The following is a 26,804-nucleotide window of genomic DNA, read 5'->3' on the forward strand; positions in this document are numbered from 1 at the left end:
TCAGAGGCTAGCGTGCCGGACCGCCGGGCAATGGTGCGCCCAAGGACCCCGGTGGTCCGGCTCACGCCGTGACCCATGCCGCCGTGACGTATGCTGGGACCGTCTCCTTTTCGTGCTGCACGTCGCTCCCGCCGTTGCCCTCCCACCGGGCAGACCCCGCTATACTTGCACCCGGTTCAATATTTGTGACAGGCCGGAGGCGCAAGGCAGACGGCCCCACACCCGATTCGATTCCACCGGAGGTTTTCCCGCCGTGCTGCCCCTTACCCATCAGATTCTGTTTCTCGTCTTTGCCGTCATCACCGGGGCGTTTGGCCTGTGGGGCTTTTACCGCCTGTACCTCCGCGTTCGCCGGGGAGCGCCCGCCACGGAGCGCCGCTTTGATCTTCCGGGCCGCCGCATCCTGGACGCCGTCCGGGTGAGCCTGACCCAGGAGCGCACTTTCCGTCGCCGCACGGTCATCAGCGTGCTGCACAGCTTCATTTTCTACGGCTTTGTGTTCTACCTGCTGGTCAACGTTGTGGATGGGCTCGAAGGGTATCTCCGGTTTACCATCTCCTCGGAAAATCCGCTGGGTGCGGCGTACAACCTGCTCGCCGACGTCCTGAGCTTCCTGGTGCTGTTCGGTGTGGTGGCGCTGGTGATTCGCCGCCTGTTCACTCCCAGCAGACGCGATTTCCGCTTCAGTGAAAAGACGCTGCTGCACCCCCTGCTCAAAAACAATTACATCCAGCGCGACAGCCTGATCGTCTCGGCGTTCATCTTCTTCCACGTCGGCAGCCGGGTGCTGGGAAATGCGGCCAAGGTGGTGGCCGAGGGCGGCGACGCGTTTCAGCCGTTCTCGAATGCGGTGGGCTCGGCGCTGTTTGCGGGCCTGAGCGAATCCAGCCTGCTCGGCTGGCGCATCTTCGGCTTCTGGGGCGCGCTGGGCAGCGTCCTGCTGTTCCTGGCGTACTTCCCGTTCACCAAGCACATCCATATCTTCATGGCTCCCCTGAACTACACCTTCAAACGTCCGGTGGGCAGCGGCGTGCTGCCGCCCATGAAGGGCCTGGAAGAGGCGATGGAGGCCGAGGAGCCGCGCCTGGGCGTAGAAAAGCTCGAAGAGCTGGAATGGCCGCGCCTACTGGACGCCTACGCCTGTATCCAGTGCAACCGCTGCCAAGATGTGTGCCCGGCCAATGCCACCGGCAAGGCGCTGTCTCCTGCCGCGCTGGAGATTAACAAGCGCATGGAACTGAACGTGATCGCCGCGCATCCCAGTCCGTTCACCCTCAAGGCCGCGCCGTTCGAGTCCGGGGCCAGCACCGCGCATCCCCTGTTGGAATACGCCATCAGCGAGGAAGCGGTGTGGGCTTGCACCACCTGCGGCGCGTGCATGCAGGTGTGCCCGGTGCAGGACGAGCAGATGCTCGACATCATCGACATCCGCCGCCAGCAGGTGATGGTCGCCGGGGAGTTCCCGCAGCAGCTCCAGACCGCCTTCCGGGGCATGGAGCGCGCGTCGAATCCCTGGGGCATCTCGCGTGACAAGCGCATGGAATGGGCCGAGGGCCTGAAAGTGCCCACCATCGACGAGAACCCCGAACCCGACGTCATCTACTGGGTGGGCTGCGCCGCCGCCTACGATCCGGGCGCGCAGAAGGTGGCCCGCTCGTTCGTGCAACTGCTGGACAAAGCCGGGGTCAATTACGCCGTGCTGGGCAAGAAGGAGGCGTGTACCGGGGACAGCGCCCGCCGCGCCGGGAATGAATTCCTGTACCAGACGCTGGCGCAGGAGAACGTGGAGACGCTGAACAGCGTCCGGCCCAAGCTGATCGTCGCCACCTGCCCGCACTGCATGAACATCATTGGGGGCGAGTACCCGCAGATTGGTGGGCATTACAAGACGATCCACCACACCGAATACCTGGAGACGCTGGTGGCCGCTGGCAAGCTCCCGCTGGCCGAACTTGCGGACAACGTGACCTACCACGATCCCTGCTACCTGGGCCGCCACAACGGGGTATACGATGCGCCCCGCACGTTGATCACCAGGATGGCGGGCGAGGTCCTGAAACTGGAACGTGAGCGCGAGAATTCCTTTTGCTGTGGCGCAGGTGGCGCGCAATTCTGGAAGGAGGAGGAGGAGGGCCGCGAGCGCGTCTCCGACAACCGGTTCCGTGAGTTGCAGGCGCGGCTGGACGGGGCGAAACAGGCCTCCGAAGAGTTTGAGCAGACCGGGAAGGTGGTGGCGGTGGGCTGCCCCTTCTGCAAGGCCATGCTCAACAGCACGCCGGAAAAGCAGAAACGCGACGACATCGTGGTCAAGGACGTGGCCGAGCTGATGCTGGAAAGCATGCAGCGCGCCACCGGCGAGTGGGTGGCTCCTACCGCCGCGCCCGACAATGCCCTGGCCGAGTCGGACCAGCCGGTGGTGCCCAACGCCGAGGCACCCATGGCACGCCCGGGCGCGGTGCGCTCTGCCGACGCGCCGGACGACGTGGTGGGCGAAACCGCTGCAGACGTGGCGAATGCCCAGCCAGGCAGCCCGGTGGAAAATGCCGACACCCAGCCGGAGCCGCAGGCTGCCCACCCCGAAGGGGTTACCGAGCGCAAGGCATGGAAGCCGAAAGCCGAGGCTGCTCCCGCTCAACCCGTACCGGCTGAGAGCGGCGCCGCGCCTGCCCGCAAGAGCTGGAAGCCGCAGGGCGGGGCGGATGACGTGAGCGCCGAGCCTGCTCAGGCCGGCGCCGGGGAGACGCCAGCCCGCAAAGCCTGGAAGCCCAAGGCGGGTGCGGATGATGTGGCTCCTGTTGCCGAGGCCAGGGTGGAAGAAACGGCGCCCACTCCATCCCCTGCCCGCAAAGCCTGGAAGCCGCAGGGCAAATCGGACGACGTGAGCGCTGCCCCGGTCCTCCCCGAATCCGTTGCTGAGGTCCCCGCCCGCAAGGCGTGGCAGCCCAAAGGCAAGGCCGATGACGTGAGTGCCGAGCCTGTGGCCAAGGGACCTGCCCCCGCCCCTGAAACATCCGAAGGTGCGCCCGTCCGTAAGGCGTGGAAGCCACAGGCGAAAGTGGAAGCGGCGGAACCCACAGCAGTTCAGTCAGCCGCCCCTGAGGCTCCCACCCAGCCTGAGCCCGCGCCCAGTGGGGGAGAGCGCAAGAAGTGGACGCCGAAAGCCAGCGGTGCGGGTGCAGACACGTCAGTTGCCGACAGTCTCTCTCCAGAGGCCGCTCCGGAACCCCAGACGGCCGCAGCCCCAGCCGACTCCACGACTACCGGGCGCCCCAAATGGCAGCCGAAAACCAAGGTGGAAGCCGCCCCGGTCGCCGGGCCTGTTGACGATGCGTTGATCCCCGAGCACGTCCAGCGGTTCGAAGTGGGCGAGAGCGCGCTGCAAGAAGGCCAGGGGGCGTCCGCTGAGCCGGAGCGCAGTGAACCCAGCGCGAGTGGACGCAAGAAGTGGGTGCCGAAGAAGAAAGATTGAGTCCTGCAACTCCCGCTTAAACGCCGCCTGTAGGGGGCGGCGTTTTCCTTTGCACTGGGTCTAATGTCTGCCAGAATTCAATGTCACGCTAAGATCGGCCCATGACCATCGCCATCGTCACCGATTCCACGAGTGACCTGAATCCGGAACTCTGCGCCCAGCACGGGATCTTCAGCGTGCCCCTGTACGTGCTGTTCGATGGCAAGATGCACAAGGACGGCATTGAGATCACGCCGCCCGAACTGTTCGCGGGTCTCCGGGCGGGCAAGAAGACCCCCAGCACCTCCCAGCCCAGCCCCGCTGAATTCGCCGATGTGTACAGCAAGGCGCTGGAAACGGTGGATCAGGTGCTGAGCATTCACATCAGCGGGCAACTGTCGGGAACCGTAGGCAGCGCCCGGCTGGCGGCGCAGGATTTCGGCGAGAAGGTGACCGTGCTGGATACCGGGTCGGTCAGCATGGGTCTGGGCATGCGTGTGCTGCGCGCCGCCGAACTGGCTCAGGCTGGAAAAACGGTTCCCGAAATCCTGGCCGAACTGGATCGGGTCGGCAGGGAAGCCGACATCCGCTTCACGGTCGACACGCTGGATTTCCTCAAAATCAACGGGCGGATCGGCGGGGCGCAGGCGCTGCTGGGTGGGTTGCTCAACATCAAGCCGATTCTGGTGGTTAAGAAAGGACGGGTAGAGAGCGGTGGGCGTGTGCGCGGCCACAAGAAGGCCGTTCAGGATCTGGTGGACTACACCCGCAAGTACGTTGAAACGCATGGCGGTGCCCGGGTGGCATTTCTCTCCACGGTAGGGGGTGAGGATTACGTGCAGGAGGTTCGTGCCGGACTGGCGGGGCTGCGATTCACGGACCTGGGAGATCACGGCATCGGCGCGGTGGTGGCCACGCACGCCGGGCCAGGAACGATGGGCGTGACCCTGGAACCCCTCTGAGGCGATGAATAGGGTCGTCTCCCGGTCCCTTGTGGCCGCGTGCAGTGCACTGATGCTGCTGACGGCCTGCCACAGGGTGCCTGCGGAGGTGGGTCGGGCCGACACCAGCGAGCCTGACGTGGTGCTGGAACCCGTCACGCCTCGCCCCGATGCCGGGGTGCGCACTGTGATGAGAAGCCGCTCGGGCGGCTGCCTGAGTGCCGCGCCTGCCGTCGGCAAAGCGCCGCCGCCGCCCTTGCCCCTGAGCGGGCGGCTGGGCCTGTGGGTGGCACAGATCGACCCCGTCACGCTGGAACCCGTAAATGCCGTCGGCACCAATCCGAACAGCGTCTTCCCGCTGGCGAGCACCTACAAGCAGGCTGTGCTGTGGGCACTGCTGCGGGAGTTCGATGCGGGCCGCCTGAGCCCCACCGAGCGTTTCGATGTGACCCGCGAGAACCAGAGCCTGGGGAGCTATCCCTTTGATGGCAGCAACGTCAAGACCCTCAGCCTCCGCATGATCGCCAATAGTGACAACACCGCCACCGATATCCTGCACCGCCGCATAGGGTTGCAGCGCGTGCAGGCGGTGGCCGACGGGCTGGGCCTGTGCCGCACCCGCCTGATCCTGCCCACCCGCGACTGGTGGGTGGCTCAGGCGGGCCTGTCCTCCACCTTCAACAGCACCGCGCGCTGGGCATCGGCGACGGGCAAGAGTCGCGAACGGCTGGCTGCCAGCATCGACGCCGACGCCCGCAAATACCGCGCTGATGACATCCAGCACCGCCTGGACGTGTATCTGGACACTAGACATGACCCCGCCGATGATTTGCGGGTGCACAACCTCAGCACGCCGTATGAATGGGGCACGCTGCTCGCCCATGAATTCCTGCGTCCCGGCCTGTCGCCGCGCGCGGTGAAGTGGCAGCGTGAGGCCATGGCCCTGGGCTTCGGCAGGGCGGCACTGACCTGGGGGCCGCAGATCCACTGGTTTGGCGGCAAGGGCGGCAACGGCTGGGGCATCCTGACCTATAGTGGCTACTTTCAGACAAAAGACGGGCGGCGGGTCGTGTACGCCTTCATGCAGCACGGCGCAAACCAGACCTACACCATGCCCAACACCCGCCGCGCCTTCGCCTGGATCAACGCCGGAATTGAGGCGGTGCTGGGGCCAGTGCCACCGCTGCCCAAGGTTTCGATTCGGACCAGTTCAAAGTCCCAATTGCCGAAACCGAAGCCATAAAGAAGGCGCCGCCGAGGATGAATCTCCCGGTGGCGCATCTGAATGTGGGTTTAGAGCAGCTGGGCGAGTGCGCCGCTCATCAGCATCAGGACCAGCAACCCCAGCGTGACGGTCAGCAGGTTGCGGGCGTTGGGAGACGGATTCACGCGGCCTGACCCTGGCTCACGGGCGCCGGGTGAATGCTGCCCAGCGCGGCCTTGAGGTGCTTGTAGACCTCACGTTGCAGTTCCAGATCCTCGGGCAGTTCGTAGCGCAGCTGCTCCATCGCCTGCACCAGGTGTGCGCCGCCGGGGCTGCGCTCGTGATCGGGCCGCGCCCAGTCGGGCAGCTCAGGGGTCACCTTGGGCTGGCGTTTGACGTCGTCCCATTCCACCCACTGCTTGGGCAGATCGTACAGGTAGCGTCCGATCCCGAACTGCACGGCGCAGCGCTTGAGGGCGTCAGAGGAAGCGGCTTTAAGGGTACCCAGGTTGCCCTCGGGGGCCTCGCCGATATCCTCGCGGGTCACACCCAAGACGGTCAGGCGGCCCTTGACCGTGGCGACGGCCGTGCCCGGAACAACCTCGATCTCAAAGCTCCAGGCGTCGGGACAGATGGCGTCGAGTCGGTCCTGCACCGCACGGGCATCCACGTAAGACAGGATCAGCGCGCGGCTGCGGTCCTTCGTGAATGTCTGGGGTTTCCAGCCCACCAGATGGGACGGAAACGGAGCCTGGAGTCGTTTCTGAACATCGCTGAGCTTCATGCATTTAGTCTATAACAGAATACAATTACGGTCAAGACAGAATGGGGAAGCATAAAGACTGGCTCTTGAAACGGCTGGATGGCGTGTGGGACGGTGCCGGAGGCGCAAGCGTCAGGAGTCAACTGATCTAGCTGTCACATATTCTCCCTTCAATTAGGGCGAGACCTGTAGACGCCGTTCGAAATGTGCTTCCCTTCTTCCACTACACTTCCCCACATGAGCCGCACGGCCCCTCCCTCCCGCACAGCGACAGTGACCCGCAAGACCGCAGAAACCGACATCACGGTTCGTCTGGACCTCGATTCCCCGGCGTATGAAGCGGGGCAGAGCGGCCATGGGTTTTTTGACCACATGCTGGATGCCCTGGCCCGTCACAGCCGGTTGGGCCTGAGCGTGACCGCCACAGGTGACCTGCACATCGAGCCGCACCACCTGATCGAGGACACCGGGATCACGCTGGGGCAGGCGCTGTCGCAGGCGCTAGGGGACCGCAAGGGCATCGAGCGCTATGGCAGCGCCTTCGTACCGATGGACGAGACGCTGGCCCACGCGGTGGTGGACCTGTCGGGCCGTGCCCACCTGGCCTTCGAGCCGGAGACGCTGGACGTGTGGGGCGACGCGGGCGGCATGACCCACTACCACCTGCGCGAGTTCCTGCGCGGCTTTTGCAACCACGGCGGCGTGACCCTGCACGTCCGGCTGCTGGCGGGGCGCGAGGCCCACCACGTGATCGAGGCGGTGGTCAAGGCGCTGGCCCGTGCCCTGCGCGACGCCGTGGCCGTGACCTCCAGCGAGATGCCTAGCACCAAGGGCAGCCTGTGAGTGCTCCGGCGTCGGCCAGACCGGAAGTGTTGCTGCTCGACTACGGCGCGGGCAATATCCGCAGCGCGGCCAAGGCGCTGGAGCGGGCCGGGATGCGGGTGCGCGTGTCGGATAGTCCTGCCGACGTGCCGCATGCCTCCGCGTTAGTGGTGCCAGGTCAGGGCCACTTCCGGCAGGTCATGCAGGCCTTCGACACGGGCGGCTTTCACGGCCCGGTCACGGACGCGGCGCGGGGCGGGGTGCCGCTCCTGGGCATCTGCGTGGGCATGCAGATGCTCCTGAGCGATTCCGAGGAGGCTCCAGGGACGCCGGGCCTGAACCTGATCCCCGGCACTGTCCGCAGGTTTGTCGCCGGGGCTGGCCACAAGGTGCCGCAGATGGGCTGGAACGCGCTGGAGCGGGTGGGCGACTCGCCGCTGCTGCGTGAGCTGAACGGTCCGGCCTACGCCTACTTCGTCCACAGCTACTACGTTCCCGCCGACGTTGCCGTGGAGCACGGGGCACTGGGCGAGTACGGCGTGCCCTTCTGGGCGGCCCTGAGCGTGGGCAATCTTCACGCCGCCCAGTTTCACCCGGAAAAGAGCGGCGCGGTGGGGCTGGCGCTGCTGGAGCGTTTCCGGCGGAACGTGCTGGGTTAGGGGCGCCCCGCTAGACCAACCGCGTTCCCCCGCCTTTCAACTGGGTCCCAATTGCGCGACAATCGGGGCATGACCCAAACCGCTCCCAAAGACACTCCCAACATCGACTGGGCCACCCTTGGCTTCAGCTATATCCGCACCGATCTGCGTTACCTGTCGCACTGGAAGGACGGCGCTTGGGACGCGGGCACCCTGACCGAGGACAACGTGCTGCACATCGCAGAGGGCAGCACGGCGCTGCACTACGGCCAGCAGTGCTTCGAGGGCCTCAAGGCCTACCGCTGCCAGGACGGTTCCATCAACATCTTCCGCCCGGACCAGAACGCCGCTCGCATGCGCCGCAGTTGCCGCCGCGTGCTGATGCCCGAGATCAGCGATGAGCAGTTTATCGACGCGGTCACTCAGGTGGTCAGGGCCAACGAGCGCTTCATCCCCCCCTACGGCACGGGCGGCTCGCTGTACCTGCGCCCCTACATGATTGGAGTGGGCGACAACATCGGGGTGCGGACGGCGCCAGAATTCATCTTCGGCGTGTTCTGCGTGCCGGTGGGGCCGTATTTCAAGGGCGGCCTGACCCCGCAGAATTTCCTGGTGTCGGACTACGACCGCGCCGCGCCGCACGGCACCGGGGCGGCCAAGGTGGGGGGCAACTACGCCGCCAGCCTGATGCCGGGCCAACTGGCCAAGGACACGGTGATCGACGGCCACCACTTCGCCGACGCCCTGTATCTGGACCCCGAAACGCACCGAAAGATCGAGGAGGTGGGCGCGGCCAACTTCTTCGCCATCACCGGGGACGGGTGTTTCGTGACCCCGAAGTCGCCCAGCATCCTGGAGAGCATCACCAAGTACAGCCTGCTGTGGCTGGCCGAGCACCGCTTGAACCTGTCCGTGGAGGAAGGGGACGTGTACATTGACCGGCTGGACGGCTACACCGAGGCGGGCGCGTGCGGCACCGCCGCTGTGATCACCCCGATCGGCGGCATCCAGTACGGCGACACCTTCCACGTCTTCCACAGCGAAACCGAGGCTGGCCCAGTGACCCGCCGCCTGTACGACGAACTGGTGGGCATCCAGTACGGCGACGTGCCTGCCCCGGACGGCTGGATCGTGAAGGTTTGAGTTAGAGGGCTGAATTTGCCCCTGGCAGCGCGAAATTCCGGATCGGCGGCCCCATGTTCGTCTGGACCGCCTCCGGTTCCGTTCACCGGACCCCGTTAGACTCCGGGCATGACTCCCCCGCTTCCCCTTGACCACGAACATCTCCAGAAGCTGGCGACCGCTGATCTGGTCCGGCCCGATCACCTGCTGGGCGCACACCCCACCACCGAAAACGGTGTGGAGGGTGTGCGCTTTGCGGTATGGGCCCCCAATGCCACCCACGTCAGCGTGGTGGGCGACTTCAATGACTGGAATGGCTTCGCCCATGCCATGAACCGCCTGGATTTCGGCTGCTGGGGTGTCTTTGTGCCAGCCGCCCACCACGGTCAGCGTTACAAATTCCGCATCACCGGACAGCACGGGCAGACCCAGGACAAGATGGACCCTTACGGCACCTTCTTCGAGACCCGTCCGGCCACCGGCAGCATCGTCTGGAATCAGCCCTACGAATGGAGCGACGGCGAGTGGATGCAGGGGCGCTCGGCGGGCTTTGACCAGCCTGTCAGCATCTACGAGTGCCACGCTCCCAGCTGGGGCAAGCGCGACGACGGCTGGTTCCTGAACTACCGCGACCTAGCGCACCGGCTGGGCGACTATCTGGAGTACATGGGCTACACCCACGTCGAGTTGCTGGGCGTCATGGAGCACCCCTTCGACGGTTCGTGGGGCTATCAGGTCACGGGCTACTACGCGCCCACCAGTCGCATGGGCAACCCGGAGGATTTCAAGTATCTGGTGGACCACCTGCACCGCAAGGGCATCGGCGTGATCCTGGACTGGGTGCCGGGGCATTTCCCCACCGATCCGGCGGGGCTGGCCACCTTCGACGGCGGCCCGCTGTTCGAATACGCCGACCCACGTAAAGGCTTTCATCAGGACTGGAATACGCTGATCTTCGATTACGGACGCAACGAGGTGGTGATGTTCCTGATCGGCAGCGCTGTCAAGTGGCTACAGGACTTTCATGTGGACGGCCTGCGGGTGGACGCGGTGGCCTCCATGCTGTACCTGGACTTCTCGCGCACCGAATGGATTCCCAACATTCACGGCGGGCGTGAGAACCTGGAGGCCATCGCCTTTCTCAAGCGCCTGAACGAGGTCACGCACCACATGGCCCCCGGCGTCATGATGATCGCCGAGGAGAGCACCTCCTTCGCGGGCGTGACCACTCCTGCCCCCTTCGGGCTGGGGTTCGATTACAAATGGGCGATGGGCTGGATGAACGACAACCTCGGGTACTTCAAGGAAGACCCGCTGTGGCGCGCCCACCACCACCATGCCCTGACCTTCTTCAACGTGTACCGCACCAGCGAGAATTACGTGCTGGCGATCAGCCACGACGAGGTCGTCCACCTGAAAAAGAGCATGGTCATGAAGATGCCCGGCGAGTGGTACGCCCAGCGTGCCCAGTACCGCGCCTTTCTGGCGATGATGTGGACCACCCCCGGCAAGAAACTCCTGTTCATGGGCCAGGAGTTTGGGCAGTCCACCGAGTGGAACCACGACACCGGGTTGCCGTGGTACATGGCCGATCAGCCGGACCATCGCGGGATCATGAATCTGGTGCGCCGCCTGAACGAACTGTACGTGGCTCGCCCCGACTGGCATGTGGCCGACACCCGCGAGGAGGGCATGCTGTGGATCAGCGCCGACGACGCTGAGCACAGCGTGTATGCCTATCTGCGCCGGGATCCGAACAGCAACGCCTGGAGCCTGACGGTCGCCAACCTGACCCCGGTGTACCGTGACCTGTACCCCATCGGCGTGCCGCAGGCCGGTGACTACCGTCTGCTGTTGTCCACCGATGACGGCGAGTTCGGTGGTTTCGGCACCCAGCAGCCCGACCTGACCGCCAAGGAAGTGGGCTGGAACGGCCAGACCTACCACCTGCGATTGAACCTGCCCCCCAACAGCGTGCTGGTGCTGGAGCCGGTGTCGTTCCTGTCGCCGGATGAACTGGTCGGCATCGCGGACATTGCTGAAGCTTCGGAAGCTCAGTCTGAAGCGGATCTTCCCAGCCAGAGTGCCGAGCGTGAGTGGGTGGGGGGGGCGGCCACAGAAACCCAGGCTCAGCCCACGCATACTGACGACGTTGAGGCCCGCCTGATTCAGCCGGAGGAGGCCCGCGATCTCACGCCCGAACTGGAGCTGGCCGACGAGGAGACTGGGAGCGGGTGGACGGGAATGGACCAGGTTTCCGCACCAGAAGCGGACGTGGGGGTGGAGCTGGTGGACACTCCTCAGGCGCCCACCCCTGAGCTGTCCGCCGAAGGGCGACTGTCCAGCGGGCCTGCAGTGGCTGATGCCAGCACTGAAGAACAGTCCATTCCGGTGGAACTGGAATCCATTCGGACCCTGACGGCGCGGGCCAGCCGTCAGGCTACCGAATCCGATGAGGCGGAGCCGGCCCACACCACGCCGACGGGCGCAGAGTCGGAAGTGCCCAAAGCTGCCAAGCCCAGGGCCAGCCGCGCCAAAAAACCCAAAGTGGAGATTGCGGTGGGAGCTGAAGGGGACGAACCCGCTCCCAAGCCCAAGCGGACGCGTAAACCCAAAACAGTGGCGGAGGTGCGGGCGGACCCCACACCCGCGGAGACCAAGCCTGCGTCAAAGCCCCGCAAGTCCAGGGCCAAGAAAACGGCCGTGGAGAGTGTGGAGACTCCGCTTCAGGACAATCCTGTCCAGGGGATGGACGTTCAGGACACCCCGACAGAAGAATGACCGCTCCCCGCCCCACTCCTGACCCCCTGACCATTGTCAGCTTTGCGCTGCTGGGGGTCCTGGCAGTGCTTCTCCTAATTCCGCTGCTGACGGGCGGGGCGCCACCCAGCCCCTATCTGATCGCGGGCTTGCTGCTGCTGCGGCTGGGGGTGCAGTTTCTGCGCTCTCGGCGAGACGAGCGACTGCGCCGACCTGCCAGTTGGGCGTTTGATCTGCTGTTGATCGGCCTGATCTTCTATGTGGCGGGCAATCAGCCGGGTTGACCCACCCCCGCCCCCTCTTTGTGACAAATGCCGCGCCAGCGCTGATTTTCTGTCAGGGGTCAGTCAGGAGCGCCGGGTTAAATTGAACCCATGAACAGTATGGTCAGGCCGGGGTGGGCCAAGTGGGGTCTGTTGGGCGGTGTGGCGTTGGCGTTGGTGGCCTGTGGCGGACCCGCCACGCCACAGGCGTCCGATCAGCCCACCGTTGAAACCCTTGAGGGTAAGGTCTCCGCTTGGAAGGGCGAAGGCCGCGTGGCGGTGCCCGGTCTGCCTGACATCTCGTCCAGCGTCCACAGCGACGGTTCGTTTACCCTGACGTTGCCCGCAGAAGCCGATCTCGCAAAGAACGTCGTGCCCGCAGCTGGAATCACCGACAAACTGGACTGCAGCGGCACCGCCCAGAGCAGTGATCCGGATGCCCAGGCCTTCGCGGTCATGACCCTGGATGCCAGCGATACCTCCGGCAGGCGCCAGACCAGTGCCGTCACCGGCAGCAAATCCGGCCTGCTCAGCCGCCGCGTCAACGCCCGCGTGTGGCTGTACAGCGACAGCCTGACCCAGTTGCGCGGCACGGTGAACTGCGCGGCCATCCTGAGCCTGTCGCAGATTCCAGAATTGCCAGTCACGGTGGCGGTCAATGCCAGACCTGGCTGGAATGTCCTTGACCTGAACATCAATGTCACCGCCAACATTCTGGCGCAGGTCAGCGCCTCCGGTTCGCTGGTGAACTTCGTCGCGGCCGGCGGTCAGACCACCTTCCGCACCACGAAGGAGCTTCAGGCCCAGGTGGCGTTCTAGCGCTGATCCCGAATCCCTGAAGGGGAAAAGTCACCGGGAGCGTTCTGGTCCGGTGACTTTCCCTGTCTGATACAGGAAATTTCTGTACAGATTTACTTCTGCACGATCCAGCGATCCAGCAGCTTCTGATACTCGCCGCTCGCCTTCAGACGGGCCAGGGTCTTATTGGCCGCGGCGGCCAGATCGCTGTTTTTGGCGAACACCATGCCGTAGTCTTCTGCTGCAAGATCCTTGCCGGCTCTGGCAAATTGCCCTGGCAGGCGCTTTTGCAGGTCCGTGACGGTGGGGGCGTCACCGACCAGCGCGGCAATCCGGCCCGCCCGGATGTCGGCCAGCCCTGCCGCGAAGTCATCGTAGACTTTTAAAACCGCGCCCTTGGACTTGAGCACGTCGTCGGCCACGAACTGCCCGGTGGTGTTGGCCTGCACACCGATGGTCTTGCCCTTGACGTCACTGGGCCAGTTGAACTTGTCTGGGTTGCCGCCCTTCACGATAAAGACCTGGGCGCTGCGGTAGTACGGCGCGCTGAATGACACCACTTTGGCCCGCTCATCCGTGATGGTGATGCCGCTCATGGCCATGTCCACCCGCCCGGACGTGACCGACTGCGGCATCAGTGCCCCGAAGCCCACCGCCTGAATCTGGAGCTTGACGCCCAGATCCTTCGCCACAGCGAGCGCGATGTCGATGTCGAAGCCGGTAATCTGACCGGTCTTATCCTTGAACTCGAACGGGGAGAAGGTGGGATCGGTGCCCAGGATTAACACGCCTTTTTTCTTGACCTCGGCGACGGTGGTGGCCCCGGCAGCAGTCTGGGCGGCGGCAGCGAGAGCTACGGCGAGGAGAAGGGTCCGTTTCATGGGTCCAGCATAGAGCCGGGGCCAGGACGCTACCCTCTTTTGCATGGACTGGCCTGGACTGACTGATTTCGTTTACGGTGAACCGGTACCGCCCCCTGCCGGGTGGACGCGCCCAGGACTGGTCATGACCTTTAACCTGGAATGTGCGGGCTGTGTCTCACGCGGCATTCCGTTCATGAAAAAGCTGCATGCCGAATTTGGAGAACGGGTTCAATTGGTGGCCGTCCACACCAGTCACGGTCACCGCCCCCTGCCACGTGAGGACGTGGAGCCGACGCTGGTCAAGTTCGCCCACGACTTTGCCCGGCTGCCATTTCCCGTCGCGTTGGACGTATCCGGCGATCTGGCCCGCGCCTGGCAGACCGAGGGCACGCCACACTGGTTGGCTTTTGCCCCTGGCGGAGAGCTGCTGCGGAGCGTGTACGGCAGCCAGGAGAACGCCCAGACCCGCCTGCGCTACCTGCTGGAGGAGTGGACGGGTCTGGTTTAGGGTTCAGTGATTGCAGTATGTGCTTCGAGCCAGGGTGAGGTTGTTGAACGGGAGATGGAAGACGCGAACCGGTGGAGGGGCGTCCCGCCATTCCTTTACATTGCTGGTGTTAAGAGTCTTGCCTGGGGGTCACCAGACCAGAAACAGCCCGGCGATGCCCAGCAGGGCCAGAATCACCGCAAACGCGCCGATCCACCCCAGCGGCAGGCTGTGTTCGCCCCGCTCTTCCAGATCCCGGGCCGATTTATTGAAGCTGTAATAACCGAAAGCCAGCGCCAGCACGCCCAGAGCCACGAGACCCACCACCACCACCCGCAGCAGCCACTGCGGTTGCAGGTCGCCGAACAGCTTGGTGGCCGCCAGCCCCACGCCGATGCAGGACAGCGCGGTGCGGCCCCAGGCGGCAAAGGTCCGCTCGGAGGACAGCGCGGTGCGGCGCTCGGCCCAGTCGGTGCGGGCCTGACCCAGATTGCGGTGCTGGTCTCGGTCGTCTGCCATCTTCTCCAAGTGTAGGCAGACTGGTCCAGCGCTGGCCTCAAAAAGTCTTCCCAGTGCCGTTATGCTGGCCTCATGCGGCCGTGGATGCTGGAGCTGCATTGGGTCACTCCTGAAGTTGAGCCATTGTGGAGCCTGCGCGTGACACCCCCGATTATTAGAATGTACGACGCGGCGCGGGTGGACCGGCGGGCCGAGGCCAATCCCTGGGGCTTCCCCTGACTTAAACATTGAAAGAGGGCCAGAGGCAATTGCCTCCGGCCCTCGTTTTCAATGTACCGCTCAGTCGATGCTGGCGCGCCAGCGCCACTCGGAGGCACGCTTCATGACGTGGGCGATGCCGCCCGTGATCGCCAGCTTCTGGTTCCACGGCAGCTTCATCCAGCCCACGGCCATCAGGCCGCCCAGTGAGACGAATTCGCCCAACGTGGTGGGTTCGTAGGGCTCGATTTCCTCGCCCTTGGCCAGCCGCATGATGTTCTTGCCCGTCAGGCGGCCCTGCTGCCCGGCGTGCTGGGCGGTAGTGGGCACCGGCTTGCCTTCCTGGTTCAGCGCCAGACCCATGTCGCCGATCACGAACACTTCGGGGTAACCCTTTGCGCGCAGCTTGTCGTCCACGGCCACGCGCCCGCCGGGGCCTTTTTCCAGTTTCCCGCCCTTCAAGATGTCGCGGGCCTGGATCCCGCCGGTCCAGATGATCTTGCCTGCCGGGATGATCTTCTGCTCGCCATCAGCGGTCTGCACGGTCACGCTGTCGGCGGTGGCCTGCATCAGGCGGTGGCCGGTCAGGATGTGGATGCCGTAGTCCTCCAACGTGCGCTGGGCCTTGCCGCGTAGGGCGTCGTCCAGCACCGGCAGGATCTTCGGGCCGGCCTCCACCAGATAGATGTTCATGGGCGGCAGGCCGCGCGCCTTGCTGAGCAGTTCGGCGCGTTGGGCAAGCTCGGTGACCAGTTCCACGCCGGTCAGGCCCGCGCCGCCCACCACGATGTCGCGCACGCCCTGGAACTCGCCGCTGTAGGCGCGGTTGACGAAGTTGAAGATCTCGTCGGCGTCGCTGAGCTGCTTGAGCTCGCTGGCGTTTTCGGCCAGGCCGGGGATGCGGTAGAAGTTGGTCACGCTGCCTAGGCCCACCACCAGGGTGTCGTAGGTCAGCACGCGCCCGTCCTTGAGCGTCACTTCACGCTCGTCAAGGTCAACGCCTTCCACGCTGGCCTGCTCCAGTTCCACGCCGGTGCCGCGCAGCAGCGGGGCCAGCGGCAACGTCACGCGGGTGTTGTGCGCAGCGGCCTCGTGCAGACGGGTTTCGAAGGTATGAAAAGCGTTTTGCTCGACGAGCAGGGCTTCCAAACCAGCGTGGGGCTTCATTTTGGTGGCGACGGCGAGACCAGCGTAGCCGGCACCGAGAATCAGGGTTTTCATCGTCATGCTCCTGTGAACGAATTCACGAGTGAAGTGCTGGACAGCAAACCAGCTTTTAACTAGTGTACACCGTCCCTGCGGTCCAGCTGTACCCTTACCAACCGTTGTCTGACCATTTACCAAGTGATCAGGCCGGGCTGCCTAGTGATAAGGGTCCGAACTAACCTGCCGCTACTGAACACCGTGCGTTTGAGCAGGGAGCGCCTGCCGGAGTGATGGGTAAGGGCTGAAGTACAGGTCAGCCGAGCTGTTGTGTGCTTGAATATGAACGGTCAGACAATCTGTGAGGTGACGCCAGTCGGCGTCCGGCGTTTTCTCTTTTCAGACAGCAGCGTCCGAGGTAAAGGTGCGGGGTCCAGCGCGCCGGACCCGCAGCCCCGGTCACCCCAGTTCAGGAGGCACCCATGAACGTGACAGTGAACGTCAACGGCAAACCCTACACCCGCGATGTGGAGCCGAGAACCCTCCTCGTCCACTTTCTACGCGATGACCTGCTGCTGACCGGCACGCATGTCGGCTGCGACACCAGTCAGTGCGGGGCCTGCACCGTGCACATTGATGGTCACGCGGTCAAGAGCTGCACCGTGCTGGCCGTGCAGGTTGACGGCATGGACGTCCGGACTATTGAGGGCCTGGGCACGCCCGGCGAGATGCACCCGCTGCAGACCGGCTTCTGGGAGCAACACGGCTTGCAGTGCGGCTTCTGCACCCCCGGCATGATCATGGCGAGCGCCGAACTGCTCAAGCACAATCCCCATCCCAGCGAGGAGGAGATCCGCTACCACCTGGAGGGAAACTTCTGCCGCTGCACCGGCTACCACAACATCGTCAAGGCCGTGCAGCACGCTGCGGAGATCATGGACGGCAGTGGGCAGGCTGGCGGACAGGCCGCGGACGATTAGGAGCTTGATGGTCAACGGTTGACGGGTGGTGGAACGACGCCGCCTGTCCACTTTCAACCATCAGCTTCCCGGAGGCAAACACAATGACCGACACCGAATCCAGAACCGACAAGTATTTCGGCCAGGCCCTCAAGCGTAAGGAAGACCCGCGTTTCATCACCGGCGCGGGCAATTACACCGACGACATCGTGTTGCCGGGCATGCTGCACGCCGCGATGGTGCGCAGCCCTTACCCCCACGCGAAGATCAACGGCATCAACAAAGAGAGCGTGACTGACATGCCCGGCGTGGTGGCCGTGCTGACCGGGCAGGATGTCAAGGATGCCGGGATTGGCAGCATTCCGGTCGGTTGGCTGCTGCCTGAACTGAAGACGCCCGCGCACCCCGCGATTGCCCTGGACGAGGCCAACCATGTCGGCGACATCGTGGCGGTCGTGGTGGCCGAGAGCCGCGCGCTGGCCGAGGACGCCGCGTCCATGCTGGAGGTGGACTACGAGCCGCTGCCGTCGGTGGCCTTTGCGGGCGCGGCCCTTGCCGAGGGGGCGCCCACGGTGCACGACGACGTACCCGGCAACGTGGCCTTCAACTGGGAAATCGGCGACGAGATGGCTGTCAAGGAAGCCTTCAATGTGGCCCATAAGACCGTCAAGCTCAAACTCAGGAACCACCGCCTGATTCCCAATGCCATCGAGCCGCGCGCCTCGCTCGCGCAGTTCACCCCGGCCAGCGGTGAGTACCTGCTGTACACCACCTCGCAGAACCCGCACATCCACCGCCTGATCCTGGCCGCCTTCGTCATGAACATCCCCGAGCACAAGCTGCGCGTGATCAGCCCCGACGTGGGTGGGGGCTTCGGTTCCAAGATCTTCCAGTATCAGGAAGAGGTCATCATGCTGCTGGCCGCCCGCATGCTGGGCCGTCCGGTCAAGTGGACGGCGCGGCGTTCCGAGGCCTTTGTCAGCGACATGCAGGGCCGTGACCACGAGACCGAGACCGAGATGGCGGTCGACGAGAACGGCAAGATGCTGGCCCTGCGTGTGAATACGCTGGCGAACCTGGGCGCGTATCAGACGCTGTTTGCGCCGGCCGTCCCCACCTACCTGTACGGCACCCTCTGCAACGGCGTGTACAAGCTGCCCGCCATTCACGTCAAGGTGCAGGGCGTCATGACCAACACCGTGCCGGTGGACGCTTACCGTGGTGCTGGCCGCCCGGAGGCCACCTACGCCGTCGAGCGCACGGTGGACGCCACGGCCCACGCGCTGGGTGAGGACCCTGCCGAGTTCCGGCGCAAGAACTTTATCCAGCCCGAGGACTTCCCGTACCAGACGCCGGTGGCCCTGGTCTACGACAGTGGCAATTACGAGCCCGCGCTGGACATGGCCCTGAACATGATGAAGTACCCGGAGCTGCGCGCCGAGCAGCAGCGCATGAAGGGGAGCAATAAGATTCTGGGCGTGGGCGTGATCAGTTACGTGGAGGCCTGTGGCCTCGCGCCGTCCGCCCTGGTGGGCCAGTTGGGCGCGCAGGCCGGACAGTGGGAGAGCAGCTTGGTGCGTGTGTATCCCACCGGGAAAGTGGAACTGTTCACCGGTTCGCACAGCCACGGACAGGGTCACGAAACGGCCTTCCCGCAGATCGCCGCCGACGAACTCCAGATTCCGATCGAGGACATTGACCTCGTTCACGGCGACACGGGCCGGATGCCCTACGGGTGGGGCACCTACGGCAGCCGCTCGGCGGCGGTGGGCGGTAGCGCCCTTAAAGTGGCTCTGCAGAAGATCACGGCCAAGGCCAAGAAGATCGCCGCGCACCTGCTGGAGGCCTCCGAGGAGGACGTGGAGCACGCGGACGGTGTGTTCCGCATCAAGGGTGCCCCGGACCAGTCCAAGACCTTCTTTGACGTGGCGCTGATGGCGCACCTCGCCCACAGTCTGCCCGATGGCATGGAGCCGGGGCTGGAGGCCACCGCCTTCTACGATCCCAAGAACTTCGTGTATCCCTTTGGCACGCATATGGCCGTGGTGGAGATCGACACCGATACGGGCAAGGTGGATCTCCGCAATTACGGCTGTGTGGACGACTGCGGTCCCCTCATCAATCCCCTGATCGTGGAGGGCCAGGTCCACGGCGGCATCGCCCAGGGCGCGGGTCAGGCGCTGTGGGAAGAGGGGGCCTACGACGAGGACGGTAACCTGCTGGCGGCCTCCTACATGGAATACACCATGCCGCGGGCCGACGATCTGCCGATGTACCAGATCGATCACACCGTGACGCCCAGTCCCCACAACCCGCTGGGGGTCAAGGGCATCGGCGAGTCTGGAACGATTGCCAGCAGTGCCGCCGTCGCCAACGCCGTAATGGACGCGCTGTGGCACGAGTGCGGCATCGAGCACATGGACATGCCCTACACCGCCGAGAAGGTCTGGAAGGCCATCCGCGCCTCGCGTGCGGGGATGGGCCAGGCCGCGGACGACTGAAGCGGCCCTGGCATTCAGCCGCCGAGGGGTCTGACCGCAACAGAAGGACCGGGCTTCTCAGCGGTCAGACGATTCGACACTCAGACCTTTACACGCCGACCAGCAGGAGGCACACATGTATCCAGCCCCTTTCGACTATCAGAAAGCCGCCAGCGTCGATGACGCCCTCAAAGCCATGGCCGACAATCCCGATCTGAAGATCATCGCCGGGGGGCATTCATTGCTGCCCGCCATGAAACTTCGTCTGGCCCAGCCGCCCGCGCTGCTGGACATCTTTAATCTGGAAGAACTCAAGGGCATCCAGGAGGACGGCGATTTTTACGTCGTCGGCGCGATGACCACGCACGCGGAGGTCCTGCGCAGCTCTCTCCCCCTCTTCCCGGAGGTGGCAGGCTGGGTGGGCGATCCGATGGTTCGCAACCGGGGGACCATCGGGGGCAGTCTAGCCCACGCCGATCCCAGCGCCGATTATCCGGCGGCGGCGCTGGCGACGGGAGCGGAGTTCGTCATCCGTGGGATGGGCGGCGAGCGCACTGTGGGCGCGGACGACATGTTCGTGGGCATGTTCGAGAGCGCCGTGCAGCCCGGCGAACTGCTGACCCACATCCGCATTCCAAGGGGGATCACCGCCAGCGTCTACGAGAAATACCGTCACCCGGCCAGCCATTACGCCATCGTGGGGGTGGCGATGGCCCGCCACGCGGACGGCCAGATTCGCGCGGCCTATACCGGGGCGGCGGAAAAGGCGGCGCGGCTGACCAGGCTCGAAGAGCGCCTGAACGCCGGGCAGGACGCCGGAACCGGGCTGGTAGAGGGCGCCGATATGCTGGGGGACCGTTTCGCCAGCGCCGAGTACCGCGCGCATCTGGTGGACGTGCTGTCGGATCGCGCGGCCAAACGCCTGGGTTAAACACCTCTCCCGTGGCCTCCTCCTGCTGGTGTGGGAGGAGGTTTTTTGACCTTCTGCCGGACTGCGGCGAGTCGGTGGCCCGCACGCTCTACTCTGTCCCCATGCCCACCCCGCCAGATTTCCCGGACCCCCAGCGTGCCTGGGCCTACCGTCCTTCCGAAGCTCTGGAGGGTGCACCCGGTGGGCCGCTCGCGGGCCTGACCTTCAGCGTCAAGGACCTGTTCGGCGTCCCTGGCTGGCCGCTGACCGCCAGCACCCGCGCCCCGGTGCCGGAGGTGGGGGAGAGCGTGCTGGTGCGCCGTCTGCTGGAACTCGGGGCCTCCGCCGTGGGCAAGACCCACCTGCACGAGGTGGCGCTGGGCATTACCGGCCTGAACGGCTACGGTAGCACCACGCACCCGCACGATCCGGCCCGCGTGCCGGGCGGCAGCAGCGGGGGCGCGGCAGTCAGTGTGGCCCTGGGACAGGCTGATTTCGCGCTGGGCACCGACACCGGCGGCAGCATCCGGGTTCCGGCAGCGTGGTGTGGCGTGGCGGGTTACAAGCCCACCAAGGGACATCCCGACTGGAGCACGCAGGGGGTGTTACCGCTGTCGTGGACCTGTGACCACGCTGGCCCGCTGGCGCGTGACCTGGGGACGATTGCAAGGGTCCACGGGGCGCTGAACAGAGGGCAGATCAGGGGGCAGGACTGGAACGGTGTGCGGGTGGGACTGTGGCTGCCGGACGGCTGGACCGACGCGACGGTGCGGGCGGCGACGCTGGCTTCTGCCACTGATCTGGAGGGGCGCGGGGCAGTGGTCACTCAGGTCCACCTGCCCGAGATGCTCGACGCCTACTCGCCCATCGTCCTGAGCGAGGCGGCACAGGTCCACGCGGAGGCGTTGCAGCTGGCCGATCCGGGCTTTCAGCCGTTCACGCTGTCGGCCCTGCGCCAGGGAGCGGCCCTGAGTGCCGAGGACGTGCAGCACGCCTTTGACCGCCGTGCCGACTACGCCTGGTTGCTCAACGGCCTCCTTACCGCTTTTGACGTCATTCTGGCCCCTGCCGTCCCCACCCCGCCCCCCTTGATCGGTCAGGACGAGGTGGAGGTGGGCGAGGGCACAGTGCCCCTGCGCCGGGCCGTCCTGCGACTCACCGCGCCGTTCAGCCTGCTGGGGGTGCCCACCGTGTCGCTGCCTACCAGCACGGCAGATGTCGGCGTGCAACTTGTCGGGCGGCATGGCGAGGATGACCGCCTGCTGGGCCTGGGGCTGGCCTGGGGGGCAGGGGCTTGAGACGGCTCCTTCCTCTGGCCCTGCTGCTGGCCGCCTGTGCGCCCGCCGTGCGGCCCCAGCCGGTACAGACCTGGGAGGGCTCGGCGCGCGTGCTGCTGAGCGTGCAGCAGTACCGCCTGACCTTCACCGTCGATCCGGTAAGCCACGCCCTGAGCGGCACCCTGGCCAACCTGAGTAGCGGAGATCGTTTCGAGGCGAGTGGGACACTGCTGCCTGCCGGCGACGCTGCGGAACTGACCGCGCAGGTCACGCCGGGGAGTGCGCCGCGCCTGAACGCGGGGATCCTGGGCTTCGGGATCAGCGGCCTGTCGCTCAAGGCCGAAGCCATGCTGAGCGGACAGATCACGGGTGAGCTCTTCGCGGGCAGTTTGCGGGTCAACGGCCTTCGCTACCCCTTGACCCTGAGGCGCGTCCAGTGAGTGGCGAGGCTGTCGCTGCCCTCTACCTGTCAGACGTGCGCGGGCGGATGCGTGGCGTTCGGACACTGGGGGAAGGGGCGCTCGCGCAGCTCCGGGACAGCGAGTGGCACACGCCGCTGGCCCCTGACGGCAACTCTGCCGCCGTGCTGGTCCAGCATTTGGCGGGCAATATGCACTCGCGCTGGGGGAGCTTGCAGGAGGGCTACCGCGCTGGAACGGAGGGGGAGAGTGCGGCCCGCAACCGGGACGCCGAGTTCGAGGAAGGGGCGCTGAACGGGGCCGCCCTGCTGGCAGTCTGGGCTGCCGGATGGCGGGTCTTTCTGGATGTGCTGGACCATCTGTCCCCGGACGATCTGACCCGCCCGCTGACCATCCGGGGAGAAATCCACACCGTGCTGGAAGCTATTCAACGGCAGGTGGCGCACTACAGCGGGCACGTCTATCAACTGATTCTGCTGGTTAAAACGCTGCGCGGCCAGGAGTGGCAGACTCTCAGCATCCCGCGTGGCGGGTCGGCAGCGTTCAACGCGGCCATGCTGCCGCCGGACGGGCAGGGTTAAGGTGGGCGCTGCCGCACCTCAACCGGCCAGTTGGACGGTGTACCAATCGGGACAGCCCAGCCTCTTCCTTCTTTAAGCTTTTCCCATGCGAATCGTGGTGACGGGCGCGACGGGTTTTCTGGGCGGCGTCGCGGCCCGTGAGCTGGCAGGACGCGGTCACATGGTCACGGGATTGGGCCGGGATGTGGAGAGAGGGGAGGCGCTGGAAAGGGGCGGGGTCCGGTTCGTGCGAGCCGATCTGCGAGATCAGCCCGACTGGCTGCCCGTCCTGAACAATGCCGACGCCGTGCTGCACGCCGCTGCACGCTCGACGCTGTGGGGACGCTGGGCAGACTTCGAGGCCGACAACATCACGGTCAGCCGGACGGTGGCCCAGGCCTGCGCCGCACGCGGGTTGCGGCTGGTTCACATCAGCACACCCAGCGTGTACAACGCCACGGGCCTGTGGCAGAACGTCCCCGAATCCACCCCCGTCGGTCCGCGCTTCGACAGCCCGTATGCCCACAGCAAGTTCCTGGCCGAGCTGGAGGTCACGCTGGCCCATCCGGAAGCCACCATCCTGCGCCCACGCGGAATCTACGGGATCGGCGATCCGTCCATCATTCCCCGGCTGACGCGCGCGCTGCGTTCGGGGCGTCTGCCGCGTCTGGTGCGGGGCGAGGTCCACACCGAACTCACCCACGTTCGCAACGTGGCCCACGCCGCCCGGCTGGCGCTGGAGGGGAGTGCACCCGGCATCTACAACGTCACTGACGGTGAAGCGGTGCCGATCTGGGCCACCCTGGACGCGCTGGCCGACGCGCTCGGGGTGCGCCGTCCAGTGCGGTACGTGCCTGCTCCTCTGGTGGAACGGGTGGCCCGCGTGGCCGAACTTGCCGCTCACCTGCACCCCGCGCGGCCCGAGCCGACGCTGACCGCCAGCGGGGTGCGGCTTCTGACCCGCCCGATGACCCTGGACCTGACCCGCGCCCGGACGCGGCTGGGGTACGTTCCAGTCGTCCACCCTCGGCGAGGGCTGGCCGAGGTGCTGGCGGTGGTGCGGGCATAATGGGGCGGCCATGACCCATCTGCGCGTGGTTCCGCTGGTCGCGGGCGAGTGTTTGAATCTGCGGGCGCTGACCGAACGGGGGGCAGCGTGGCGGGTCCAGACCTATCCGGCGGGGTTCGCGCTGCTGCTGCACCCCACGCACGGCCCGGTGCTGTTCGACACCGGGTATTCGGCGCGCGTGGTGGCCTCCATGCGGCGCTGGCCCGGCGTGTTGTACGGCCTGCTGACTCCGGTGCGCCTGGACGCGCGCCAGACAGCGGCGGCGCAGCTGGCCCGCCTGGGCTTTGCGGCAGATGAGGTGAGAGAGATTATCGTGTCCCACCTGCACGCCGATCATGTCGGCGGCCTACGCGATTTTGGGGCGGCCCAGTTCTCCCTGGACGCTGGAACGTACACGGCTCTGCGGCATTTGCGCGGCGTGGCGGCCATTCGCAAGGCGTTCATGCCCGAGCTGCTGCCCTGGGATTTTGGAGCGAGGCTGCGTCCTATGGAGTTTCTGCCGGCTCCTGCAGGACTCTCGCCCTTCGCTGTGGCTGCCGACGTGTTCGGGGACGGCAGCGCTTACGCGGTGCAGGTGCCGGGCCACGCGCCAGGGATGATCGCGCTGATCGTCCGGACCAGCGCCGGGGCTGGGTTGGACGGCGACGGCGCGGGCCTGACCCTGCTTGCCAGCGACGCCGCCTGGAGCGTCCGGGCCTTGCGTGAAGGGCTGGAGGTGCATCCGCTGGCCCGGGTGGTGTTCGACGATGCTGCCGCCGAGCGCCGCAGCGCCGCACACCTGCGCGAGTGGCTGCTGGACCATCCCCGCGCCCGGGTGATCGTCAGTCACGATGCGCCGGAGGGTGAAAATGGCTGAGGCCCTGGACCGCCTGACCGTGTTGCGTCACGCGTTGGGCGAGAGTGGAGTGCTGTTCCGGAACCGCGCAGCTCTGGAACGCCACCAGGACCGGCTTGCCGCCCACCACCTGCGCTGGGTGGCGGCACACAGCGCCTTTACGGCCAGCCGTTTCCTAGGCGCGGGGTTGGCCCTGGAGCAGTGGCGCGAACTGCCGCCCGTGGGCAAGCCGGAAATGATGGCACAGTTCGATACGCTCAACACCGCCAGACTGCGCCTGGCCGACGTGCTGGCCGTTGCACGCCGCGCCGAGGACACCCGCGACTTCACGCCCACGCTGCCCACCATGCGCGGGCCGGTGACAGTGGGACTATCGAGCGGCACGGGGGGCAACGCAGGCGCATTCGTGGTGTCCCGCGCCGAGCGGCTGCAGTGGGCCGGGGTGGTGCTGCGCCATCTGCTGCCCGCGTTTCCGCTGGGACTGCTGAAAAAGCAGCGCGTCGCCTTTCTGCTGCGGGCCGACGGCGGGTTGTACCGCAGTGTGGGCAGCTCCCGGCTAGACTTCCGGTTTCTGGACCTGCTGCGCCCGCAAGGCGAACTGGCCGCAGAACTGAGTGCGTATGCTCCCACGCTGCTGATCGGCCCGCCCAGTGTGCTGCGTGCCCTGCTGGATGCCGGAGCCACGGCCCGCCCCGAGCGCGTGGTCAGCGTGGCCGAGGTGCTGGAGGACGATGACCGGGCGGCGCTGGAACGCGGTTTCGGCCCGGTGGTGCAGGTCTACCAGGCCACCGAGGGGCTGCTGGGCCTGCCGTGTCCGCACGGCCACCTGCATCTGAATGAGGCGCACGTTCACTTTGACCTTGAGGCGGTGGGGGACGGCTACCTGCGTCCGGTCCTGACCGATCTGCGCCGGACCACCCAGCCGATGGTCCGCCACCGCCTGGATGACCTGCTGGTGCTCGCGGAAGGGTGTTCGTGCGGGCTGGCCTCTCGCCGCGTGCTGCGCGTGGCCGGCCGACAGGACGACGCGCTGGAGCTGCCGGGAAGCGCGGGGCGCGTCACGGTGTGGCCCGATTTTCTGCGGGGGGCCATGAACCGGGTGCCCGGCCTGCGCGAGTACCGGGTAGAGCAGACCGGCGCGGCCGCCCTGCGCGTGCTGCTCGAACCGCTGAACTCCGAGCTTCGGCAGGAGGCGTGCGCCCAGGTTCGCCGCGCGCTGGAACGGAGTGGGGCGGACGCCACGGGGGTGCAGATCACGGTTGGACCGTTGCCTGCCACGCCGCCGGGGGTCAAGCGCCGCCGGGTTCGCCGCCTCTGGAAAGGAGCGTTGCCATGAACCAGCCGCTTGGTCTGCGGATCCTGTCCACCGCCCAGGCTCTGCCCGCCCGCATTGTGCCCACCGCCGAGGCGGCTGCTCTGTGCCGTGTTGCGCCAGAGGTGGCCCTCAAGCGCACCGGCGTTCACGAACGGCGCTGGCTGTCCGGTGATGAGACTGCCCTGACTCTGGGCACGCAGGCTGCGCGGGAGGCAGTGGCGGCAGCGGGGCTTGAAGTGGCGCAGATCGACACTCTGCTGAACGCCAGCGGCAGCCAGCTTCAACCCATTCCGGACGGCGGGGCGCTGCTGGCCCGTGAGCTGGAGCTGCGCGGCGCGGCCACCTACAGCATTCACGGCACCTGCCTCAGCTTTCTGCTGGCGCTGAACCACGCGGCCCTGCTGATCGGCGCGGGGCAGGCCCGGCATGTCCTGATCGTCAGCAGCGAGGCAGGCAGCCCTGGCCTCAACTTTGCCCAGCCGGAAAGCGCCCTGCTGATCGGTGACGGTGCGGCGGCCGTGGTCGTCGGCCCGGCCACCCATGACGGTCAGGGCATTCACGCCATGCGGGTTGCCACCTACCCGGAAGGCGCGGACCACACCCGCATTCGCGGCGGTGGCTCGCTCCTGACGCCCAGAAACCCCGCCGCCGTGCTGGAGGACTTCACCTTCGACATGCATGGGCTCTCGGTGCTGAGGCTGGCCTCACAGGTGGTTCCCGGTTTTCTGGAAGGGCTGCGCGCTGGCCTGAGCAGCGGTCTGCCCGGCATTGACCGTGTCGTGCCGCATCAGGCCAGCGCGGCGGGCCTGGACCTGATGCGCCGCTACGGCTGGCCTGCGGAGCGAATCGAGGTGACGCTGACACGCCTGGGCAACGTGATCGCAGCCAGCCTGCCGCTGACGCTGCATCAGGCGCTTTCCAGTGGCCGCGCAGGGGAGGGGGACACGCTGTTGCTGGTGGGCACCGGGGCAGGACTGATCGCTGGCGGGATGATTCTGCGGTTGTAGGCCT

At 66.0% G+C, this 26,804-nt stretch carries 24 protein-coding genes and 1 pseudogene; 21 read left to right on the plus strand and 4 right to left on the minus strand.

The window, feature by feature from the left end:
• The first annotated feature begins 253 nt into the window (after positions 1–253).
• From HNQ08_RS06075 to HNQ08_RS06085, 3 genes are all read left to right on the plus strand, one after another.
• On the plus strand, positions 254–3,469 hold the full coding sequence (locus HNQ08_RS06075; RefSeq protein ID WP_184128469.1) for a heterodisulfide reductase-related iron-sulfur binding cluster: 3,216 nt from the start codon (positions 254–256) through the stop codon (positions 3,467–3,469).
• Between the two features lie 101 nt (positions 3,470–3,570).
• Positions 3,571–4,410, plus strand: a complete 840-nt coding sequence (locus HNQ08_RS06080; protein WP_184128471.1) for a DegV family protein — start codon at positions 3,571–3,573, stop codon at positions 4,408–4,410.
• A 52-nt stretch (positions 4,411–4,462) separates the two neighbouring features.
• The gene (locus HNQ08_RS06085) at positions 4,463–5,632 is read left to right on the plus strand and encodes a serine hydrolase (protein ID WP_184128472.1); all 1,170 of its coding nucleotides are present in this window, start codon (positions 4,463–4,465) and stop codon (positions 5,630–5,632) included.
• 142 nt (positions 5,633–5,774) lie between these two features.
• On the opposite strand, the gene ddrA is transcribed toward HNQ08_RS06085, so the two are convergent.
• Positions 5,775–6,377: a single-stranded DNA-binding protein DdrA gene (gene ddrA, locus HNQ08_RS06090; RefSeq protein WP_184128476.1), complete on the minus strand. Its 603-nt coding sequence runs from the start codon at positions 6,375–6,377 to the stop codon at positions 5,775–5,777.
• A gap of 216 nt (positions 6,378–6,593) precedes the next feature.
• On the opposite strand from ddrA, the gene hisB reads away from it, so the two are divergent.
• The 6 genes and pseudogenes from hisB (at position 6,594) to HNQ08_RS06120 (ending at position 12,780) form a co-directional block, all read left to right on the plus strand.
• On the plus strand, positions 6,594–7,199 hold the full coding sequence (hisB, locus tag HNQ08_RS06095) for an imidazoleglycerol-phosphate dehydratase HisB (RefSeq protein WP_184128479.1): 606 nt from the start codon (positions 6,594–6,596) through the stop codon (positions 7,197–7,199).
• Positions 7,196–7,837: an imidazole glycerol phosphate synthase subunit HisH gene (gene hisH, locus HNQ08_RS06100; RefSeq protein ID WP_184128482.1), complete on the plus strand. Its 642-nt coding sequence runs from the start codon at positions 7,196–7,198 to the stop codon at positions 7,835–7,837. The genes hisB and hisH overlap by 4 nt, the downstream gene beginning before the upstream one ends.
• Positions 7,838–7,906: 69 nt before the next feature.
• Positions 7,907–8,959: a branched-chain amino acid aminotransferase gene (locus HNQ08_RS06105; RefSeq protein ID WP_184128485.1), complete on the plus strand. Its 1,053-nt coding sequence runs from the start codon at positions 7,907–7,909 to the stop codon at positions 8,957–8,959.
• 108 nt (positions 8,960–9,067) lie between these two features.
• Positions 9,068–10,933 (plus strand): annotated as a pseudogene (locus HNQ08_RS06110) (1,4-alpha-glucan branching enzyme); the annotation flags it as partial.
• 782 nt (positions 10,934–11,715) lie between these two features.
• Positions 11,716–11,982: a hypothetical protein gene (locus HNQ08_RS06115; RefSeq protein ID WP_184128488.1), complete on the plus strand. Its 267-nt coding sequence runs from the start codon at positions 11,716–11,718 to the stop codon at positions 11,980–11,982.
• Positions 11,983–12,072: 90 nt separating this feature from the next.
• Positions 12,073–12,780, plus strand: coding sequence for a hypothetical protein (locus tag HNQ08_RS06120; protein ID WP_184128492.1), 708 nt, complete (start codon positions 12,073–12,075; stop codon positions 12,778–12,780).
• Between the two features lie 92 nt (positions 12,781–12,872).
• On the opposite strand, the gene HNQ08_RS06125 is transcribed toward HNQ08_RS06120, so the two are convergent.
• Positions 12,873–13,640 carry an ABC transporter substrate-binding protein gene (locus HNQ08_RS06125; protein WP_184128495.1) on the minus strand — a complete coding sequence of 256 codons (768 nt, stop codon included), beginning with the start codon at positions 13,638–13,640 and terminating at the stop codon, positions 12,873–12,875.
• 43 nt (positions 13,641–13,683) lie between these two features.
• On the opposite strand from HNQ08_RS06125, the gene HNQ08_RS06130 reads away from it, so the two are divergent.
• Positions 13,684–14,130, plus strand: coding sequence for a TlpA family protein disulfide reductase (locus HNQ08_RS06130; RefSeq protein WP_184128498.1), 447 nt, complete (start codon positions 13,684–13,686; stop codon positions 14,128–14,130).
• A gap of 129 nt (positions 14,131–14,259) precedes the next feature.
• Here HNQ08_RS06130 and HNQ08_RS06135 read toward each other — a convergent pair whose 3' ends face one another.
• A complete protein-coding gene (locus HNQ08_RS06135; RefSeq protein ID WP_184128501.1) occupies positions 14,260–14,628 on the minus strand; it encodes a DUF202 domain-containing protein in 369 nt (122 codons plus the stop codon).
• Between the two features lie 72 nt (positions 14,629–14,700).
• On the opposite strand from HNQ08_RS06135, the gene HNQ08_RS06140 reads away from it, so the two are divergent.
• Positions 14,701–14,847 (plus strand): hypothetical protein, encoded by a 147-nt coding sequence (locus HNQ08_RS06140; protein WP_184128504.1) that lies wholly within the window; start codon positions 14,701–14,703, stop codon positions 14,845–14,847.
• Positions 14,848–14,907: 60 nt separating this feature from the next.
• Here the strand turns inward: HNQ08_RS06140 and HNQ08_RS06145 are convergent, their stop codons facing one another.
• Positions 14,908–16,047 (minus strand): NAD(P)/FAD-dependent oxidoreductase, encoded by a 1,140-nt coding sequence (locus HNQ08_RS06145; RefSeq protein ID WP_184128972.1) that lies wholly within the window; start codon positions 16,045–16,047, stop codon positions 14,908–14,910.
• A 404-nt stretch (positions 16,048–16,451) separates the two neighbouring features.
• Here HNQ08_RS06145 and HNQ08_RS06150 point away from each other — a divergent pair, with 404 nt between their 5' ends.
• The 10 genes from HNQ08_RS06150 (at position 16,452) to HNQ08_RS06195 (ending at position 26,800) form a co-directional block, all read left to right on the plus strand.
• A complete protein-coding gene (locus HNQ08_RS06150; RefSeq protein WP_184128507.1) occupies positions 16,452–16,949 on the plus strand; it encodes a (2Fe-2S)-binding protein in 498 nt (165 codons plus the stop codon).
• A gap of 83 nt (positions 16,950–17,032) precedes the next feature.
• The gene (locus tag HNQ08_RS06155; RefSeq protein ID WP_184128510.1) at positions 17,033–19,429 is read left to right on the plus strand and encodes a xanthine dehydrogenase family protein molybdopterin-binding subunit; all 2,397 of its coding nucleotides are present in this window, start codon (positions 17,033–17,035) and stop codon (positions 19,427–19,429) included.
• Positions 19,430–19,544: 115 nt separating this feature from the next.
• A complete protein-coding gene (locus HNQ08_RS06160; protein WP_184128513.1) occupies positions 19,545–20,339 on the plus strand; it encodes an FAD binding domain-containing protein in 795 nt (264 codons plus the stop codon).
• Between the two features lie 101 nt (positions 20,340–20,440).
• Positions 20,441–21,616, plus strand: coding sequence for an amidase (locus HNQ08_RS06165; RefSeq protein WP_184128516.1), 1,176 nt, complete (start codon positions 20,441–20,443; stop codon positions 21,614–21,616).
• Positions 21,613–22,035 carry a hypothetical protein gene (locus HNQ08_RS06170; RefSeq protein WP_229789692.1) on the plus strand — a complete coding sequence of 141 codons (423 nt, stop codon included), beginning with the start codon at positions 21,613–21,615 and terminating at the stop codon, positions 22,033–22,035. The genes HNQ08_RS06165 and HNQ08_RS06170 overlap by 4 nt, the downstream gene beginning before the upstream one ends.
• On the plus strand, positions 22,032–22,595 hold the full coding sequence (locus HNQ08_RS06175) for a DUF1572 family protein (RefSeq protein ID WP_184128519.1): 564 nt from the start codon (positions 22,032–22,034) through the stop codon (positions 22,593–22,595). Before HNQ08_RS06170 ends, HNQ08_RS06175 begins: the two co-directional genes overlap by 4 nt.
• Before the next feature lie 85 nt (positions 22,596–22,680).
• Positions 22,681–23,643: an NAD-dependent epimerase/dehydratase family protein gene (locus tag HNQ08_RS06180; protein WP_184128522.1), complete on the plus strand. Its 963-nt coding sequence runs from the start codon at positions 22,681–22,683 to the stop codon at positions 23,641–23,643.
• 10 nt (positions 23,644–23,653) lie between these two features.
• Complete coding sequence (locus tag HNQ08_RS06185) at positions 23,654–24,499, plus strand: MBL fold metallo-hydrolase (protein ID WP_184128525.1); 846 nt, start codon at positions 23,654–23,656, stop codon at positions 24,497–24,499.
• Complete coding sequence (locus HNQ08_RS06190) at positions 24,492–25,814, plus strand: F390 synthetase-related protein (RefSeq protein ID WP_229789690.1); 1,323 nt, start codon at positions 24,492–24,494, stop codon at positions 25,812–25,814. The genes HNQ08_RS06185 and HNQ08_RS06190 overlap by 8 nt, the downstream gene beginning before the upstream one ends.
• A complete protein-coding gene (locus HNQ08_RS06195; protein ID WP_184128528.1) occupies positions 25,811–26,800 on the plus strand; it encodes a 3-oxoacyl-ACP synthase III family protein in 990 nt (329 codons plus the stop codon). The genes HNQ08_RS06190 and HNQ08_RS06195 overlap by 4 nt, the downstream gene beginning before the upstream one ends.
• Positions 26,801–26,804: the final 4 nt, after the last annotated feature.

It is taken from the genome of Deinococcus humi (assembly GCF_014201875.1).
Lineage (GTDB): Bacteria > Deinococcota > Deinococci > Deinococcales > Deinococcaceae > Deinococcus > Deinococcus humi.

What these genes read in the sequence shown, in the direction of transcription:
- HNQ08_RS06080 (WP_184128471.1), top strand. Translation starts at nt 3,571, where the DNA reads ATGACCATCGCCATCGTCACCGATTCCACGAGTGACCTGAATCCGGAA.
- HNQ08_RS06085 (WP_184128472.1), top strand. Translation starts at nt 4,463, where the DNA reads ATGCTGCTGACGGCCTGCCACAGGGTGCCTGCGGAGGTGGGTCGGGCC.
- ddrA (WP_184128476.1), bottom strand. Translation starts at nt 6,377, where the DNA reads ATGAAGCTCAGCGATGTTCAGAAACGACTCCAGGCTCCGTTTCCGTCC.
- hisB (WP_184128479.1), top strand. Translation starts at nt 6,594, where the DNA reads ATGAGCCGCACGGCCCCTCCCTCCCGCACAGCGACAGTGACCCGCAAG.
- HNQ08_RS06105 (WP_184128485.1), top strand. Translation starts at nt 7,907, where the DNA reads ATGACCCAAACCGCTCCCAAAGACACTCCCAACATCGACTGGGCCACC.
- HNQ08_RS06115 (WP_184128488.1), top strand. Translation starts at nt 11,716, where the DNA reads ATGACCGCTCCCCGCCCCACTCCTGACCCCCTGACCATTGTCAGCTTT.
- HNQ08_RS06120 (WP_184128492.1), top strand. Translation starts at nt 12,073, where the DNA reads ATGAACAGTATGGTCAGGCCGGGGTGGGCCAAGTGGGGTCTGTTGGGC.
- HNQ08_RS06125 (WP_184128495.1), bottom strand. Translation starts at nt 13,640, where the DNA reads ATGAAACGGACCCTTCTCCTCGCCGTAGCTCTCGCTGCCGCCGCCCAG.
- HNQ08_RS06130 (WP_184128498.1), top strand. Translation starts at nt 13,684, where the DNA reads ATGGACTGGCCTGGACTGACTGATTTCGTTTACGGTGAACCGGTACCG.
- HNQ08_RS06135 (WP_184128501.1), bottom strand. Translation starts at nt 14,628, where the DNA reads ATGGCAGACGACCGAGACCAGCACCGCAATCTGGGTCAGGCCCGCACC.
- HNQ08_RS06140 (WP_184128504.1), top strand. Translation starts at nt 14,701, where the DNA reads ATGCGGCCGTGGATGCTGGAGCTGCATTGGGTCACTCCTGAAGTTGAG.
- HNQ08_RS06145 (WP_184128972.1), bottom strand. Translation starts at nt 16,047, where the DNA reads ATGAAAACCCTGATTCTCGGTGCCGGCTACGCTGGTCTCGCCGTCGCC.
- HNQ08_RS06150 (WP_184128507.1), top strand. Translation starts at nt 16,452, where the DNA reads ATGAACGTGACAGTGAACGTCAACGGCAAACCCTACACCCGCGATGTG.
- HNQ08_RS06155 (WP_184128510.1), top strand. Translation starts at nt 17,033, where the DNA reads ATGACCGACACCGAATCCAGAACCGACAAGTATTTCGGCCAGGCCCTC.
- HNQ08_RS06160 (WP_184128513.1), top strand. Translation starts at nt 19,545, where the DNA reads ATGTATCCAGCCCCTTTCGACTATCAGAAAGCCGCCAGCGTCGATGAC.
- HNQ08_RS06165 (WP_184128516.1), top strand. Translation starts at nt 20,441, where the DNA reads ATGCCCACCCCGCCAGATTTCCCGGACCCCCAGCGTGCCTGGGCCTAC.
- HNQ08_RS06180 (WP_184128522.1), top strand. Translation starts at nt 22,681, where the DNA reads ATGCGAATCGTGGTGACGGGCGCGACGGGTTTTCTGGGCGGCGTCGCG.
- HNQ08_RS06185 (WP_184128525.1), top strand. Translation starts at nt 23,654, where the DNA reads ATGACCCATCTGCGCGTGGTTCCGCTGGTCGCGGGCGAGTGTTTGAAT.
- HNQ08_RS06190 (WP_229789690.1), top strand. Translation starts at nt 24,492, where the DNA reads ATGGCTGAGGCCCTGGACCGCCTGACCGTGTTGCGTCACGCGTTGGGC.
- HNQ08_RS06195 (WP_184128528.1), top strand. Translation starts at nt 25,811, where the DNA reads ATGAACCAGCCGCTTGGTCTGCGGATCCTGTCCACCGCCCAGGCTCTG.